Here is a 16,907-nt window from a genome sequence, read left to right on the forward strand (position 1 = left end):
CAGATGAGCGATAACGATCAGGCAATTCGGGACGTGGTCAAAGGCGCGAGTGTCATCTACGTTGGACTGTTTCTCGAGTTGGTTATCGCATTTGTAGCGCAGGTGCTGGCCGCGAGATACCTCTCGGTTAGTGAATTCGGAGGATTAACGACCGGGACTGCGCTTTTAAGCGTAGGCGCAATAATTGGAGGGCTTGGATTAGCCTCCGGTTTGGTACGGTACCTCCCCCGCGTAGATAATTCGGAAAAACGTGCGCTTACCCAGTTTGCGTTTAGTGTGGTTGCGATAGCCTCTCTGCCGTTAGGCCTACTAGTTTCGCTCAACGCAGAATTCGTCGCAGCGACCATTTTTGACGACCCAACAGTTGAGGCGAGCATTAGAGTCTTTGGGGCAGCAATTCCATTCGCTGCCCTTCTTAACGTTGCACTAAGCGGTTTACGTGGACAATCTGAGTCGGCCCGATACGCGTTTGTTCAGAACATTCTGCATACCAGCGTCCGACTATTGCTTATCATCACCGCGGTCACTTTCGGCCTCGGCCAGTTTGGATTTGCCACTGCATACGCGATACCGTACACCGCCAGTCTCGTTGCCGCAGTTTATTTTCTTTATCGTGCGCTTCCAGAAGTTTCGGAATCGCTCGACCAGGACAGGAGATCCGAAGTGTTTCGATACTCTCTCCCATTTACTATTACCGAACTTTCGAGCTTCATATACAGAAGTGTTGATATATTCCTCGTGCTTCGTTTTTTAGGGAGCGCAGCGGTCGGAGTGTACGGAGTCGCGTACGCAGCTGTAGGTTTTATGCAAATGTTCTCTACTGCCTTTAATTTCATCGGAACTCCGATGGCAAGCCGGCTCGAGAGTGAAGGTGATGTCTCGGGGATGATTAAGGTTTATCGATCGATAGCCCGATGGCTAGCAATTGCAAGCGTATGTGCCCTTTTCCCCCTCGGTGTGTTCTCTACGGAGTTCATTAGCGTAATTTACGGTGGCGAGTATGCTGAAGGAGGATTAGTCCTCACAATTCTGGCAATTGGGTATGCCGCCAGTAACGTCCTGAACGTTCACGGGCCGCTCCTGCGGGCACTCGGAAAGTCGAAACTTCTCTCTTTCAACAGTGCCGCTGCGGCGATCTCGAATGTCGCATTTAACATCATATTGATTCCTACTCTCGGTATCATGGGGGCTGCCATTGCTACAGGGGTATCGTTTATTATCCGTGATGGGATGGCAACGATACAGATCCACTATTACACAAATCGAACGCCTCTTTCCAGAGCGACATTAACTCCTGTTTTAATATCACTTCCGTTTGTTGCCCTCGCAGTACTCATTAGGCCTATTATCCCGGTTTCGTTCGTCTTTCTCGTCCTTATTTCTGGATTGTTTTCGATAGCGTATGTACTGGTCATTTTGTCGATTACTGGACTCTTCCAGTATGAAATAATGATTCTCAGATCAATTGAGGAGAAGTATGAGATAGACTCCTGGATGCTCGATATATTGATAAACCGGTTCTCATGAATAGTCTTAGTGATTACCATCTTTCACTATTGGTCATATATTTGTTGGACCGATAAAACGATGCCGCGGGTACTGGTGTTCAACATACAGTCACTTTACGAGAATTCCGCTCGGTTGGTGGGGTATAAAATTGTGGTTATATATTAATACTTTATAAAATAACAGATATAAATAACATTTCCATCAGTGGTCTCACTAGAGAGACTTGACGTAGATAATACTGGCTAGCAATTTGGCATATAACAGCGTTTCAGTAGCTGTCGAAGCACTATTAGTTTCGTACACTCTCCATGAACATCGTACTGAAATATTTGATTTTCAGACACTGTCTAGATGAGAGTTTGAGGAACGAGCAGGTGGTGGCGAGAAGTGCTCATGCAACTCGCCGACCTGCTCAGAGAAACCTTGAACGTGGACTGTGATGAGGGTTGGGAGAACGATCGCACCCCGGCACCCGTCAGGGTGTTTGGGGTGCGTCTGCACTCGATGGGATTGTCGGTTCGGGAGGTCGTCTCAGTGCTTGAATTACTCGGTATTGACCGCTCTCACGGCGCAATTTGGAACTGGACGCACACGCTGTCCGAGGCGCAGAGCGACCCGCCGACGGCCTCGCCGTCGCGGGTCGCGGTCGACGAGAAACAGATCGAGGTCGACGGCGAGAAAAAGTGGCTGTACGCCGCAATCGACACAGAATCGAAGCTCTTGCTGGAAATCGACGTGTTCAGCCGCCGCGGCACCGACCCCGCGGCGGCGTTCCTCTCACGCTTGAGGAGAAACACGATTTCGACGACACAGCGTTTCTCGTGGATGCTGGCGGCTATCTGACTGCCCTTGCTCGTCGGAAGTTGAACGGTCAGCTCGACTACAGCGAGCGAAACACCATCGAAAAGTGGTTTCAGACAGTGTCGATGCGGATCGACCGCTTTCACTCGTTCTGGCGGGGCAGTCCAGCCAGCGCACGCCGCTGGCTGAGGCGCTTCAGACACCATTATAGCCACGATCGACCGAACCAGGCACTAAACGGCCGAACCCCTGTCGAGGAGGTGGGAACTAGACAGTACCGATTTTCACTGCTTGTCGATCAACCCCAAATTCATCAGAGACTATATGATGGTGCCACGAGTCTCGTTACCTCTTCAGCGTTCTCCCAACTTGAAATATTCCTTACATAGACTGTGTCAAGTATCGTTACCTCCCTCTGAACACACTATGCAGGATAGAGTCAGCCGAATCCAGACGAACCGAAACATATTTAGTTGATAATGGTAACGCTCAACTGTACAATCGAGATGTAGTTGATCGGCTAGACTGATACTTCGCTCGTACCGATCATTCAAATCCCGACTAATGACACCGAATATTCTTCTCGTGGTTCTTGACTCCGTACGGGCACGGAACACGTCTCTTTATGAGTCCGATGCCGAGACGACTCCGTTTTTAGAAGAATTCGCTCAAAAGGCGACCGTTTACGAGCAAGCGCGTGCCCCAGGAACGGATAGCCTTCAGAGTCATGCAAGCATTTTCACCGGCCTGCACGTCGCTGAACACCAAATGCGAGATATCGGAGACCGGCTCCGACCCGGCAACACCATTTGGGAAGAACTAGCCGCGGATGGATACGAGACAGGTGTGTTTTCGTACAACTCCTACCTAACTCAGGCCCCAGTTGGTCTATCTGATGCGTTCGAGACGGTAGTTTCAGGTGAAAACCACCGTGTACCCTTCCCTGGCGGGTTTGATCCCTCAAATCTCAATCGAGATGGTCTCAAGCGCTACTTAGAATTCATGCAGTGCGTTGTCAGTAGCGGGCGACCGCTACAGTCACTTGCGAACGGATTGGCACTCTGGGACGTCACGAGGCCATTGATTCCGTCGAAATTCCAGGGGCTAAATATAGTCCCTGACAGCAAGTTTACCGACGAATTCGAGACCTGGGTCGATAACCGTAATGGTTCGTGGGCGGCCTGTGTCAACTATATGTGCGCCCACACGCCATACCTCCCTGATCCTGAGTACAACTTATGGGCCGACCAGACGGAACGTAAATTAATGTGTGATCTTAAGTCTCACAAATGGGAGTTCATCGCCGGATGCCGGCCCTGGAGCGAGCGGGCTGCTCTTGAGCGAGCATATAATGGATGTATACGCCAAGTCGATGCCGAGCTGAAGCGACTGCTTTCAACACTGTCCAGACATGGTGAGCTCAATAACACGCTTGTGGTCATTACTGCTGACCACGGCGAAGGATTCGGCGAAAAAGGTACCATTCGCCCCGTTCGGTCGGTTGCACATGGGACAACTGGTGGGCTTGAGGAAGAGATCCTCCATGTCCCGCTCGTAGTCAAGTACCCCAACCAAACTGAAGGTACGCGTATAAAGACTGTCGCATCCTTGACTGAGTTCCCGACGCTCGTTAGGCGAACGATTGCCGGTGAGCGGGACGAATCCGGATTCATCCCCGATAATGGTCTCGTTCTGGCCTCGGATAGCGGACTGTCCGAACAGAAACGTGATAGCGTGCCGGAATACGTTGAAGATGTTGAGGTATATGAACACGGTGGTAAGGCTGTATATCGAACGACTCGAGACAAACGAATTCGAAAAGACGTCAAGTGGAACGGCAACACGATGGCGTTTGATTGCACCTCTCCAAGGGAGACAATTAGGCTCGACGATCCCGATCCAACGGTACTTCAGGAGGCATTCGCCGGACTTGAGCCTTCGAAGGCCGTCACATCGGACGATGTTGTGCCAGCTGACGATGTTAAAGCACGGCTCGAACAACTCGGCTACCGGTGACCTAATCAATCAAGGTATCCTAGCTCCCGAAATCGTTGTTTGACTGCTTTGTCTTCCTTTATATTCGAGAGGTCAGTATCGGTCGTCTGCGCCATCTTTAGGTGTTCACTCATGACGGCCGTGAACCGATTGACGACCTCGGGATTATCGTCGCTCACGTCTCTTGTTTCGTTGGGGTCCGCCACCAGATCATACAGGTCAAACTACCTTTAGCCTGTCCCAAAGACCTTTTTAGTTAGGAGTATGGGCCGTAAGAATGTCAATTACTCCCTTGGACGTACAGATGACCGGCAGTGTCTAGTTAGGCTAGTTTGAGGAACGAACAGGTCATGGAGATAGTTTGGAACATTGCTCGCAGACCTGCTCAGCGAGTGGTACGCAGCGGAATTTGATAATTGTTGGGAACGTGAGCGGACGGCGAACACCCTGACGGGCGTTCGCCGTCCGCTTCCACACAATCGGGTGTTCGCTCCGCGAAACACGAGCAATTCTCCGCTTGCTCGGCGTTGAACGATCTCATCAAGCCATCTGGAACTGGGTGCATCGACTAGCTGACAACGTGCCAGATCCGTCGACGGCGAAGCCCTCGCGAGTTGTTGATGAGACCGCTGTCAAGATCAACGGCAATTGGTCTTGAGTGTACGCTGTAATCGATCTCGACTCTCGGTTGCTCCTCGATGCCGCAGCCTTTAGACGATGAGGCACCGATCCAGCTGCCGCGTTCCTGCATCGATTGACCGAGAAACACAGTTTCGGAGAGCCCGTGTTTCTCGTCGATAGCTACGGTTGTCTGACTGCTTTCACTCGATTAGGTGCTGATCGATCAGGTCGACTACGTCGAGCGAACTCTGTTCGAGAGGTGGTTTCACACGCTAAAAATGCGGGTTGACCGCTTATTCCTCGTGGGTGAGCAGTCGGGCGAGCGTCAGAAAGTGGCTTGAACAGTTCGGACACTACGACACACAATGACCGTATCAGTCACTTAACGGATAGACGCCAGCAGAGGTGCTAGACTAGATAGTGCAATAGAACCAAACTCTATTATGTATTTGATGTTATATCCTACTATGGAAGATATTCGTTTGGATTTAGGTGGTGGGGCAGACCCCGTAGAAAATCACTTAAATATTGATTTAAGGGTAACTGAATCCGTCGATATCGTTGCATCGGCGGACAATCTTCCGTTTAAAGATGGAACCGTCAAGAGGATACATGCCAATAGCCTTGTTCCACATCTCCCTGATTTGAATAGAGCCATCGAAGAATGGTCTCGAGCATTAGAGCCGGGTGGAGAACTTGAACTTGCTGCGACGCATGCCCACAGCACTGGCATCGTCGCTGATCCGGACCATTCCTTGTGGTCCTGGACATCTCAGACACCCGAATGGTACGATGCCGACAGTAAGTGGAACTACTTCTACAACGCCGAACTAGAACTGATTGATGTCTCGGTTGTTGGTTGGTTACGTCCGTATCGCTGGTGGCTTCGGCCATTTTCATACCTTTATGGTAATTTAATTGATATTATCGGGCATGATCTTGCCGATGAGTTAATGAAATTCCCATTCGCGGGTGGGCGGGTCCGTGCTCGATGGCGAAAACATGAGTGACTGAAAGGTTCTTTACCGTTCAGTTAGTTTCGTTAGTATATCGGTTGCAACGACAAATCGGTGGTCGGACCAGTCGAAGAGCAGTTTGATGCGATCTCGGAACTCCTGGCCGTTGTTTTCCAGGTCTGAATGGTAGTCAATAGCATCGTATGGGTGCATGTACATCGAAACGACATTGTCAGTGTTCTCGAACAACCACTGCAGTGCACGCAATCCCGAGCACCCTCTTCGGTCGGTTCTTAGCGTGTGCGCCGTGGCAGTAATGTTACCATTAGGGAACGTTCGAACCCAGACTCGGGAAGGTTTCGAGGGACGTGCATAAGTCGTTGGAAGTTCCATGAGATCCCCGTTGTAGATGAATGGTTCTGTACGCACCGTCATTGTGTCTGGCATATAGTTGCGATATCTGACATTAATCGAGGCGTCAATTTTGAATCCAATGTCCGTCAATACATCAAGCGTTGTTTGACTGGCCTTGTGGCGGCCAGCACGGAAGGCAGTGAGTGTTTCGGGGGCCACCCCGGCAGCTCCAGCCACTGTCTTTCGGGTTTGAGAGATGAGTTCCCGTTGCCGGTCGCGAGAAAGTGCGGCGAGATCGTCTGCTTCGTGGCCGAATTCTTGAGGATGAACGTGAACACCAATTTCGTGATCCTCAGAGAGTGATTCAACGACCTCAGGGAGTTCAGTTGCGATTTGCGAAGTCGTGTATACTGTCCCTCGTGGTATCACCTTGTCAAACCACCGCATTGCATCTCTAATTCCGTCAAATGAACCGTCCTTGTTTGGTTCGAGGTCAACCGAGAACGCTAACTCCATCTGTTTAACTTTCCTATAGCGGGTACAAGACTTTTTTTACCAATCGCCGGTAGCCGCCGTCTTAAGAAGAGCCTCGGAGTATGCGTCTCGAAGGCGTTCAGGATCAAATTGGTTGTTGAGGTCCACCGGTTCATATTCCTGTTTGACGAGAATTGGTAGTCGGTCTGAGTTTTCGTAAGTCATGCTTGCCGCGAGGGCACAGTCCCCCACGTCGCGGGCGAGCGTTGGCGTCCCACACGCGGCTGCCTCTAATAGGACGTTTGGGAGTCCCTCAAGGTGTGACGGACAAACCACGAGGTCTGCTGATTGGTAGTACTGGGGCATCTCTGAATGTGGAACCCGCCCGACAGCGGTGACGTTTGGGAGCGAGTTTAATCGGTGGCGTAGTGGTCCATCACCGACAATACACCACGATATTGATGATCCGCGACGGAGAAGAGTCCGAGCGGCCTTCATTAAATCATTTGCACCTTTGCGTTGTGAGACCCGTCCAACAGTCAACAGTAGTCTCTCCGTTTGAGGTAACCCAAGTTTTGCTCTGATATCGGCGCGGCTTTCCCCCGATGCCGGCCTGAAACGGTCTCTGTTAACTGGCTGTGGGATCTCGTAAGTACGTGTACCGCCGTAGCTTAATATCTGTTTTCGGCCGTACGGTCCAAGGACGATAGTTGCATCAGAATTTCGTACAGCAACTCGTCCGAGGACGTTATTTAATGCATATGTCCGCAACTTCTCTCCTGGGCTCTCTGAGAGGGTGTGTTCGCGAAAGTTATCGCCTGCGAACCGAGTCAGTACAGGAACGTTGGCACGCTGTCCTGCGACTGTTGTAGCGAATCCATGGGCTGGAAATTTCGTTATCTGCCATAGCAAATCTGGCCTATTGGCTTTCGCGTATCGGGTGAGCGCCTGGGATAGCGACAAAATCATTCCCACAGCTCGGTCTGTTTCGTTGAGACCGGGGTCTATGACGCTGTACTGCCATTCATCGGGAGCAGCATCTGCTCGCAGCAAAAGGTCAATTTTGAACTCGACTGGTGACTCAGACAAAATCTCCTGAATATTCCCTAAGAAAGTACGTACATTTCCGGGGAGCCGAGTCCCACCGACAATACCCACGTGAACGTCAGTCACTACTGTCTACCTCTGAAATCGGAACTGTCTCGTACTCCTCACTAAGGACTGAACAAAGTTTTTTGAATATAATTAACTCATCTGAAAGATCCATGCATCCGGGATGCGCGAGTATCGTCGCTGGCTGCCCCTTCCGATGACACACCTCGATCTCTTTCAGCACCCATTCGTGCCATTCTTCAATTGTGAACGACTCATCGCCGAAGGGCCCCGAAAATTCGTCCTCTGCGACGAACTTTGGCGTTCTAAACCCGTGATAGACATGTTCGTGGTCCGGGGGCGTATTGACAGGCACAACGGTTAAACCGCTTTCACAGCGAACCTGTTCGCCCGGGCCGACGACGTCAGAAAAATGTGTAAAGCCGCGCTCTGCGAGCAGCGGTACAGTGTTGTTGTCGTGGCGGTAAGCGTGGTCGCGCCAAGCTGAAATATCGACCTGACGTTCGTTGAATGCTGCAATGGTCCGATCTATTTCCCACGCCTGGAACCTGCGCGGCCCGTTCCACGATCCGAGGAGGCCACGAAATGCTTTGTGGGCAAGTGTCTCGAAGGCGTAATAGTTGTGGCCTCCGAGTTCGACGGTCTCCATCCCTATGAGACGGTCCACAAGTTCGGGCTCCTCGAGAACAACCTTCCCGGTCAAAAATAGCGTCACTGGAACGTCGAACTCAGCTGCGATTTCAGCATATTCGACAGCTGCAGCAGCCTCAGACCGACTCATGTACGGCTGTTCACGGGTTTCAAGAGACATGTGGTGGACATCGCCAGTGAGACAAACCGTCATTCCAGATACCCGAGGTCTTCAAGTCTGTTCTGGACGCTCTGCCGGCCCGTCGAATCGACGGCCTCGAAGGGCAATGGGTCGCATTCATCGAAGCCGTCGTCGCCGAACAGAGGGAGCGGCGTGCCATCCATGTCCGTCGGAACTGCACAGCCGACGCTGTGGAGGACGGTTGGAGCGACGTCCGTGATTGACACGTCGCGATCAACGGCTGATGCCTCGATATCCGGACCGCTCGCGAGAAAGAGCCCCGTCCGGACGTTCTCGGCTTCCCACTGTCCGACATCGTCGAAAATCGGGTTCGATCCGATCGCTCCACTCGTGTGAACTCCCGGCCGCTGGTCGAAGACGATGTCCGGCGCTTCGTCAGTGTACGGCCCGCTATAGGCTTCGTCACTGCGCATCACCTCTCGAGCGATTGGATCGCCGTTCTCGTTGGTAAGTGCGGACAGATCGTTGATTATGGCATCGACCGTCTCGGGATCGTTATCGATGACGTAAATGAGGCCCTGGCCGCTGGCGATAGCTTGTGACCGTTCCCAATCTACCTTCTCGAGCTTCTGCTCGCGTTTGAACCCTTCCTCGTCTTCCGGGATCGAGTCCGTCAAACGGTCGGGCGCCAGCCGCGTTACGAGGTCGTGGACGCCGAGTTTGTGGGCCAGTTTCGAGATCCGCTTCTTGTTGATGCCGTACTTCGTGAGAAGATCCGACGTTTCGCTTTCGGTAACCAGGTACCCTTCGGCCTCGAGCCAGCTATTGGCGTAAAATACTGTATCGACGTTCTTGCAACCGTGGTCTGACATCAGGAAGAGGTTGCTGTCCGGATTCTCTTCCCGGAGTTGTCCGATATGTTCGTCGATGACCTCCCACGCTCGGCGGGTCGGCTCATTGCGCCAGAAGAAGTGTTGGAGAACGTTGACGTAGAACACTGTGCAGTGTGCTACGTCCGGGTCTTCCTCGTCGAGAAGGCCGCGAAACGTCTCCAGTCGGCGTTCGATGAGGTCAACGATGTTATCGGCCTCCTTGAGATCACCTTTTGCGGTAACCGGCCGGTCGGGATGGAGCGTGTATCCCTCGTCATCGAGACGTGCACCCAGATTGGGGGGATAGGCGTACTCTTTTTGCTCGCTTCCTGGCCCGCCTGCAACGAGAAATCGATCGACCTCAAACGGCGGGTACGTCATCGGAAGGTTGAGTATGCCCGCAGTTCGGCCCTGTTCGTTGAGGTAGTCCCAGTAGTTGGCACTCTTGAACGATCGCGAGTCGGGCGTCGTAAGCGTTCGCCTGTCTGTGTCGATGCGCTCCCACCAGAAAACGCCCAGTTTTCCCGGGTTCTTTCCCGTGGAATAACATCGCCAATTCGGGCACGTGACCGGAGGTAGACAGCTTTCCATATCTGTGAAGACGCCTTCGGATCGGAGTGCTTCGATGTTCGGAAGGCGCCCTTCTTCCAGCCACGGCTTGAGTAGCGCCCAGTTCGCCCCGTCGAGCCCAAGTACGATTGTTTCAGTCATCAGTAGTTTCCTCTCGCCGTCGTCGCGAACGCCTCATATCGATCGACGACTGCCGATTTCAGTTGCTTCTCGAAGGCAGCGGTTGAGAACGTTTCGACTTCGGACCGAGGATCGCCGTCCAGTCCGTTCGATTCGAACCGTTCGACGGCGCCTTGAATTCCCGCCGGCGTTCCGCCGTGACGGTACCCGTTCTCACCGTCCTTGACGTAGATCCCCGGGAATCCGTCGTTACGCGCCAGAACGGCTTTTCCACTAGCGTTCGCTTCGATCGGGACGATCCCGAAGTCTTCATTCCGGCCGTTGAACACGACAGCGCGACAGGTCGCCAATAACTCTCGTTTCTCTTCTTCCTCGACGAATCCACGGTATTCGAGGTTCCCACTTCGCTTTATTTCCTCGACAACCGCGTCTTCAACGTCGCCACGTCCGCCGGCCAGTACCAACTGATGGTCAAGTTCCGCGAACGCTTCGACCACCTCCGGAACGCCCTTCTCCTCGTCAAGACGGCCAAGATGGAGATAGAACCCGCCGTCGTCGTCTTCGTGATAAGAGTCGACGGCGACGGGCGGATACAGCACCTCTGAATCACGTTTGTAGTATTTATGTAAGCGCTGCGCGATAATTGGACTGTTTGCGAAGTAGCCGTCTACGCGCGGGTCGATCGTGTGATCGCGCATCCGAAGATATCGAATCAGGGGTCTGGTAAGCACCCCGGTTGTGGAGTCTTTCCGGTCGTGATAGAGGTCGTAAAACCAGCGCGGTGGTGAGTGGCAGTAGTTCAGATGCAAGGTCTCGGCCGGCGTAATGACCGAACGGGTCGTCGCACCCGACGTGATCAACACGTCGGGAGATCCGTACTTGCGCCAATCGACGTCTTCCCAGAGAGCGTATTCAAAAGGTCGACCTACGTGCGCCTGAGCCTTCCGAAGCAGGCGGGGGGAGAGATCCTCCGTCACGTCCACGAACCGTACTTTTCCATACGGATTTGGATCATCGGGTTTGGGTTTTCCGATCGTGTATATTCGGTCCACATTCAGTACATCAGCAAGAATCGTTGCGAGATATTCCGCGCCTCCCCAGGCGTTGATTCCCCAGTGGGCGATAGCGATGTCGAGATCGCGGAGACGCAAGTCGGTGTCCTCGTCCACTGAAGAGTCACTCATGTTTCTACCGAGCAAAGTCGGCTGTATAAGCGTATCGGCAAGCGTTCACGTCAACGCCACTTCGTCATTCCATATAAGTAACCAAATCCAACAGCGCCGGTAAAGGCGAACAACATGATGAACTGAACGATCTTTTCCAAAGAGGGGTTCCGAACGAGGTCCCTCGTACGTGCTGGGACGAACTTACCGAAGAGTCGACCGAGAAAATCATATTCCTCGCCGGTCGATTCGGGGACCAGCACTTCCATCCCGCGCTTGGAGTACCCCTGCCAGAATGCACGGTCGAGCAGCCACAGTGGTTTCGTCCGGTAATCGAACACCTTGTGGGCGACCTTCGCTTCAGGATTGTAGTAGACGCCTTGGCCGTACTCGCTACGAAGCCTGGCGCACAGTTCCGTTTCGCCACCTTGGAGGTTCTCATCCCCCTGACGACCGCCGATGGTTGTATCGAACCCGTCCAGCTCGAGGAAGATGTCGCGACGAAAGGAGATATTCGAGCCGAAAGTGTTTCGAACTTCACCTCGACCATCGGCGAATCCGCGCTGTGTAACGCCGACGAGAAAGTAGAACTCCTCGGGGAGAAAGCTTGGTCGTCCAGCAACCCAGAGTGGAATCATTTTCCCGCCCACAGAGATCGCATTCAAGTTCTCATACACCTCGACGAGCTCGGCCACCCATCCGGGATCGGCTACGGCATCATCGTCGAGGAACGCTACCACGTCCCCGGTCGCCACTTTGGCACCGTTGTTTCGACTTTCGAGAAGTCCGACGTTATTCTCGTTACAGTGTAATGAGACGTTTTCGTGGTCGTCGTATTCATCATAGAATTGCTGGCAGACTTCTTCGCTCCCGTCGGCTACCAGCACGAGTTCAATGTCGTCGTGGGTCTGGGTGAGAACGCTATCGGCCGCCTCTCGAAGGTCCTGGTACCGGTCTAGCGTATGTTCACAGATGACCACCGAGACGCGCATATACGGTCCTGCGAAACTCAGAGAGTTAGTTATTTCGTTAAAGCCCGGGCCAGCACCAGTAGCCGACAACCCTCACGATTGATTTCGAACCTATTCATTTGACACGACAATCGTATCAGCGCTACTCGAGCTGTCGAAGGCAAAAAACGGAACGTGAGGTTATTTAATGAAACGAGCAGACCGTTGGTGCATGGAAGGAAAACGCGTTCTGATCACGGGCGGCGCTGGATTTATCGGTTCCAACCTCGCAAATCAGCTTGTTTCTGACAACGAAGTAATCGCAATTGATGACCTCTATCTCGGGACTACCGACAATCTCCTCGACGAAGTCGATTTCCGTAGCGTGAGCGTCCTTGATGATGATCTCCCGTCTGATGTTGATGTCCTGTTTCACCTCGCAGCACTGTCCTCTCGGAATATGCACGAAGATGATCCTCGACGTGGATGCCGTGTCAACGTCGAGGGTTTTGTCAACGCGGTCGAGCAGGTTCGTAAACAGGGTTGCGAAAACGTCGTTTACGCATCCACATCGTCGATCTATGGTAGCCAGACCGATCCATCCGCTGAAAGCATGGATGTCGAGGCACACACCGGGTACGAAGCGTCGAAACTGGCTCGCGAACGTTACGCTGAATACTATGTCAATCACCACGGACTCTCGATGGCTGGCCTCCGTCTGTTCTCCGTCTATCAGGGATTCGGAGGTAACGAGAAACACAAAGGAAAATTCGCAAATACCGTCGCCCAGTTCGCTGACCGAATCGCCGCCGGTGAGTCGCCCAAAGTGTTCGGCGATGGCACATAGACACGAGATTTCACACACGTTGATGACGTCGTACGCGCGTTCGAACTCGCTGCAGATCACAAACTGAGCGGGGTGTATAACGTCGGGACGGGCGATGCCTACAGCTTCAACAGGATGATCGAACTGATCAATGATGAACTCGGCACTGATGTCGAGCCAGAGTACATTGACTGTCCCTTTGACGATTACGTCGAGCACACGTGTGCCGACCCATCGAAATTCTCTCGAGCAACGGGTTGGAGCCCATCGATCAATTTCGAGGATGGAGTGAAGATGGTGTGCCAGTCCTACCTTGACTAAGTCAATAGGTTAGCCTGGAGCCTGAGAACTGGTACGGCCTGCTTCTCGACAGCGCTCGAGAATTCACTAAGCCGCGTTGGATACCAGTGTTCATCACTCGATACGGCGTACCCACCCGCGTTTGTTAATTTATCGGGTAATTCGCTCTTTGCGATCACTGGGACAAATCGCGCTGGATACGGTCAGATTCTCATTCGGTCAACTACACATGAAAACAGTCTCACCAATAGCTTCCAACAGTAGATAACAAAGTTTATTCGCCATATTGCACTGGTGGGACGTAATGAGTACTGACACTGAACACGTCGACGAGGGAACCGAAACGCCCTCCACCCTCGAGACGTGGCAGGAGTGGTATCACCTTCCCCTGCTTGGGCTGGTGGTACTGTTCATGCTGTGGACTCGCCTCCGGTCCTACGAAAACTTCGTCGCCGACGGCTCGCCGCGTTTGTCCGGCGTCGACTCGTGGTACCATTGGCGGACGATCCAGTGGACCGCCGAGAATTATCCGTTCACGATGCCTTACGAGGTCTATACGGGATTCCCGACGGGACAGTACGTCGGCCACTTCGGAACCCTGTTCGACCAGCTCATCGTCACGGCAGCGATGATCGTCGGTCTCGGAAATCCTTCTCCTGAAACCCTCTATATGGTCGCCCTCGTGTCCATTCCGCTGATGGGCGCGCTCACTGCAATTCCCGTCTTCTACATGGGCCGTCGACTTGGCGGAACTATCGGAGGACTCGTCTCGGTCGTCCTCCTCGCGCTCGTGCCTGGCTCGTTCTTCTACCGATCGGCTGTTGGCCAGCTCGATCATCACATCGGTGAGGCGCTGTTCATGGCGATTGCGGTTCTCGCGATGATGGTCGCCGTCCGGGCAGGCGAACGCGACCGCCCGATCTACGAACTCGTCGCCGACCGCGACTGGGATGCCCTTCGTCGCCCAACGATCTACTCGGTCCTTGCCGGTCTCGCGCTCACGCTGTTCATCTGGGTCTGGCCTTCGGCGGTATTGCTGATCGGCATCTTCGGCGTTTTCTTTTGCATCCAGCTTTGTGTCGACTACGTCCGTGGGATCTCTCCCGACCACGTTGCCTTCGTCGGAGCCGTCAGCCTCGGTATGACAGCAATCGGATCCGCGCTACTGTTCGAACAGTGGTCCGGTAGCGTCTCCCACTTCGGCTACCTTCAACCGACGCTCGCGCTGGCTGTCGCCCTGGGCTGCGTGTTCATGGCCTGGCTCGCTCGCCAGTGGGACGACCTCAATGTCGACCGTCACTATTACCCGGCTGCGATCGGCGGCCTCCTGATCGTCGGACTCGGCGCGATGGCTGTCATTGTTCCTGACCTCTACAGCACGTTGATCAACAACGTCACGAGACGACTCCTGCCGCTCAACCCCTCGACCGGGGCACTTACGGTTTCGGAGGCTCAGCCTCCGGACGACTTCACCCAGTACGCCTTCGGCGAGTTCGGAGCCGCCTTTTACACTATGCTCGGCGGACTCGCGTTCCTCATGCTCCGACCGCTGTTCGGTCGCGAGTGGCGCGCGGAGTACACTCTCGTGATCGTCTGGTCGCTATTCTTGATCAGTATGGCGGCAACCCAGACCCGGTTCTCATACTACCTCGCGATTGCAGTTGCGGTCGTTAACGCAGTCTTCGTCGCGGACATCGCCCGCCTCCTCAGCCTTGATTTCCATAGAACGGTCGACTCGGTTCGCGACGTCGAGACCTACCAAGTGATTGCGATCGTCCTCGTCGTCATGATGCTGTTCATGCCCTTGCTCCCGCCGATCGCGGCTGACGGCGCCACTACCTGGGAGCGCGGCGAGAACGTTGGGCCGAGCAGCGACGCGATGACCTGGGACGAGTCGACCCAGTGGCTCCTCGAGAGCACGCCCGAACCCGGAAACTGGGCGGGCGCGGGTAACCAAAGCGACCTCGAGTATTACGGAACTTACGACCGGCCCGCAGACGGCGACTTCGACTACCCGGGCGGCGCCTATGGCGTGATGTCGTGGTGGGACTACGGTCACCTGATCACGACCAACGGCGAGCGCATCCCGCACTCGAACCCGTTCCAGCAGAACGCGCAGTCGTCCTCGTGGTACTTGCTGGCCGAAGACGAAAGTCACGGCGAGGCGATTCTCGACGGTATCGCTGCAGACGTCCCTGTCGTCAACCAGCCGGAAGAGACGATTCGCAGCGACCTCGAGAATGCCGACAGCGCCGACGAGGGCGAGATGCGGTACGTCATGATCGACAACGAGATGGCCGGCGGGAAGTTCAGTGCGATCACGCAGTGGACTGACCCGGCGTACAGTCGGTTCCAGACCCAGGAGACGGCAAATCTCAGCGGCCAGGAGTTCGACGTGCCAACGACGAGCGAGGCCTACCACGACACGATGCTCGCCTCGCTGTACCTCCACGACGCGGAGGGAATGGAGCATTACCGACTGGTCCACGAATCAAGCTCGTACTCGATCGTGGGGACGCAGTTGCTCCAGACGCCGAACGGGCTGTACCCGGTGACGACCCGCTCCGGTCGGGTTGGAGCCGTCGGTGACCAGGCGAACAACATCTCGGCGATGCTCGAGGAGGCACGGGCGGCCGACCAGGCGACAATGCCGTTTGGCGGATATGCAGTCGAACTCGGTGGCCGGTACTACCCCGCCTACGCCTACAACGCGTATCTGGTCTCGGACGTCAAGACCTTCGAGCGCGTCGAGGGGGCGAACATCACTGGCTCGGTCGACGGCGAAGTCGCCGACTCCGACCGCGTCTACGCGCAGATCGAACTCGAGACGGAGCCGGGACGAACGTTCACTTACACGCAACAGGCCAACGTGAGCGACGACGGCACGTTCGAGCTGACGGTGCCGTACGCGACGAACGACGAGCTCGGGCCGGAAGACGGCTACACCGATAGCGCGGTCGAGGCGGTCGACGAGGAGTACGAAATCTTCGTCGGGACGCCCGAAGACGGCGAGATCGAGCGCCAGTACCTCGGGACCACGGCGGTTCCCGAGACGGCCGTCGTGGATGGCGAGACGCTCGAGGTGACGCTCGAGGAGGGTGACGGTGAGGTCGTGCCAGATCCGGATGCGGAGACCCAACCGTCCGAAGGTGAGGACGGGAACGAGAGTGACGGAGAGAACGAGGCGGACGATGACGACGGTGCCGACGAGAACGAATCTGACGAGGACGGATCGGAGAACGTCACCGAGGACGGAAACGAGACGGATGCGGGTTCGGACGACGCCAACGAGACGGATACTGGTTCGGACGACAACGAGACGAACGAAACGAACGACACGCCGGACGCTCCCGCACTGATGGACCCGGTGGCGCCTCGAGCGGGCTGATAGAGGTCGATAGCGCATACCTGCGTCTTCAGGCGCAGGTCGAGCGATAGGCAGTGGGTTTCCCGTTCTCGAGAGTGACGTCGGGTGGATTTCCCTCGTTTACTTTCACTCCGCATGGCTGAC

11 protein-coding genes and 3 pseudogenes are annotated in these 16,907 nt (G+C 54.5%); 7 read left to right on the top strand and 7 right to left on the bottom strand.

Translation table 11 applies throughout. The annotated features are described in order from the left end of the window. Positions 1-3 precede the first annotated feature (3 nt). The 3 genes and pseudogenes from J1N60_RS07520 (at position 4) to J1N60_RS07530 (ending at position 4,326) form a co-directional block, all read left to right on the top strand. On the top strand, positions 4-1,527 hold the full coding sequence (locus tag J1N60_RS07520) for an oligosaccharide flippase family protein (protein WP_312911942.1): 1,524 nt from the start codon (positions 4-6) through the stop codon (positions 1,525-1,527). 375 nt (positions 1,528-1,902) lie between these two features. After that, positions 1,903-2,573 (top strand): annotated as a pseudogene (locus tag J1N60_RS07525) (IS6 family transposase); the annotation flags it as partial. A 301-nt stretch (positions 2,574-2,874) separates the two neighbouring features. Next, the gene (locus J1N60_RS07530) at positions 2,875-4,326 is read left to right on the top strand and encodes a sulfatase-like hydrolase/transferase (protein ID WP_312911943.1); all 1,452 of its coding nucleotides are present in this window, start codon (positions 2,875-2,877) and stop codon (positions 4,324-4,326) included. 5 nt (positions 4,327-4,331) lie between these two features. Here J1N60_RS07530 and J1N60_RS07535 read toward each other — a convergent pair whose 3' ends face one another. Continuing rightward, positions 4,332-4,511: a hypothetical protein gene (locus tag J1N60_RS07535; RefSeq protein ID WP_312911944.1), complete on the bottom strand. Its 180-nt coding sequence runs from the start codon at positions 4,509-4,511 to the stop codon at positions 4,332-4,334. Between the two features lie 163 nt (positions 4,512-4,674). Here J1N60_RS07535 and J1N60_RS07540 point away from each other — a divergent pair. Beyond that, a pseudogene (locus tag J1N60_RS07540) lies at positions 4,675-5,295 on the top strand (IS6 family transposase). 98 nt (positions 5,296-5,393) lie between these two features. Next, complete coding sequence (locus J1N60_RS07545) at positions 5,394-5,936, top strand: methyltransferase domain-containing protein (protein ID WP_312911945.1); 543 nt, start codon at positions 5,394-5,396, stop codon at positions 5,934-5,936. Positions 5,937-5,948: 12 nt separating this feature from the next. Here J1N60_RS07545 and J1N60_RS07550 read toward each other — a convergent pair whose 3' ends face one another. From J1N60_RS07550 to aglG, 6 genes are all read right to left on the bottom strand, one after another. Next, complete coding sequence (locus J1N60_RS07550; protein ID WP_312911946.1) at positions 5,949-6,752, bottom strand: polysaccharide deacetylase family protein; 804 nt, start codon at positions 6,750-6,752, stop codon at positions 5,949-5,951. A gap of 36 nt (positions 6,753-6,788) precedes the next feature. Beyond that, positions 6,789-7,679 carry a glycosyltransferase gene (locus J1N60_RS20620; protein WP_425499345.1) on the bottom strand — a complete coding sequence of 297 codons (891 nt, stop codon included), beginning with the start codon at positions 7,677-7,679 and terminating at the stop codon, positions 6,789-6,791. Positions 7,680-7,875: 196 nt separating this feature from the next. After that, positions 7,876-8,634: a hypothetical protein gene (locus J1N60_RS07555; RefSeq protein ID WP_312911947.1), complete on the bottom strand. Its 759-nt coding sequence runs from the start codon at positions 8,632-8,634 to the stop codon at positions 7,876-7,878. 29 nt (positions 8,635-8,663) lie between these two features. Further along, entirely contained in the window at positions 8,664-10,178 is a 1,515-nt protein-coding gene (locus J1N60_RS07560; protein WP_312911948.1) for an alkaline phosphatase family protein, read from the bottom strand. After that, the gene (locus J1N60_RS07565) at positions 10,178-11,326 is read right to left on the bottom strand and encodes a glycosyltransferase (protein ID WP_312911949.1); all 1,149 of its coding nucleotides are present in this window, start codon (positions 11,324-11,326) and stop codon (positions 10,178-10,180) included. Before J1N60_RS07565 ends, J1N60_RS07560 begins: the two co-directional genes overlap by 1 nt. Positions 11,327-11,391: 65 nt before the next feature. Continuing rightward, positions 11,392-12,312 (bottom strand): glucosyl-dolichyl phosphate glucuronosyltransferase, encoded by a 921-nt coding sequence (aglG, locus tag J1N60_RS07570; RefSeq protein ID WP_312911951.1) that lies wholly within the window; start codon positions 12,310-12,312, stop codon positions 11,392-11,394. Positions 12,313-12,502: 190 nt separating this feature from the next. On the opposite strand from aglG, the pseudogene J1N60_RS07575 reads away from it, so the two are divergent. Together J1N60_RS07575 and J1N60_RS07580 are read left to right on the top strand one after the other, a co-directional pair. Then, a pseudogene (locus tag J1N60_RS07575) lies at positions 12,503-13,417 on the top strand (NAD-dependent epimerase/dehydratase family protein). A 283-nt stretch (positions 13,418-13,700) separates the two neighbouring features. Continuing rightward, positions 13,701-16,784, top strand: a complete 3,084-nt coding sequence (locus tag J1N60_RS07580; protein ID WP_312911952.1) for an oligosaccharyl transferase, archaeosortase A system-associated — start codon at positions 13,701-13,703, stop codon at positions 16,782-16,784. The last annotated feature ends 123 nt before the right edge of the window (positions 16,785-16,907 follow it).

Origin of the sequence: Natronosalvus caseinilyticus (assembly GCF_017357105.1) — an archaeon.
GTDB lineage: Archaea > Halobacteriota > Halobacteria > Halobacteriales > Natrialbaceae > Natronosalvus > Natronosalvus caseinilyticus.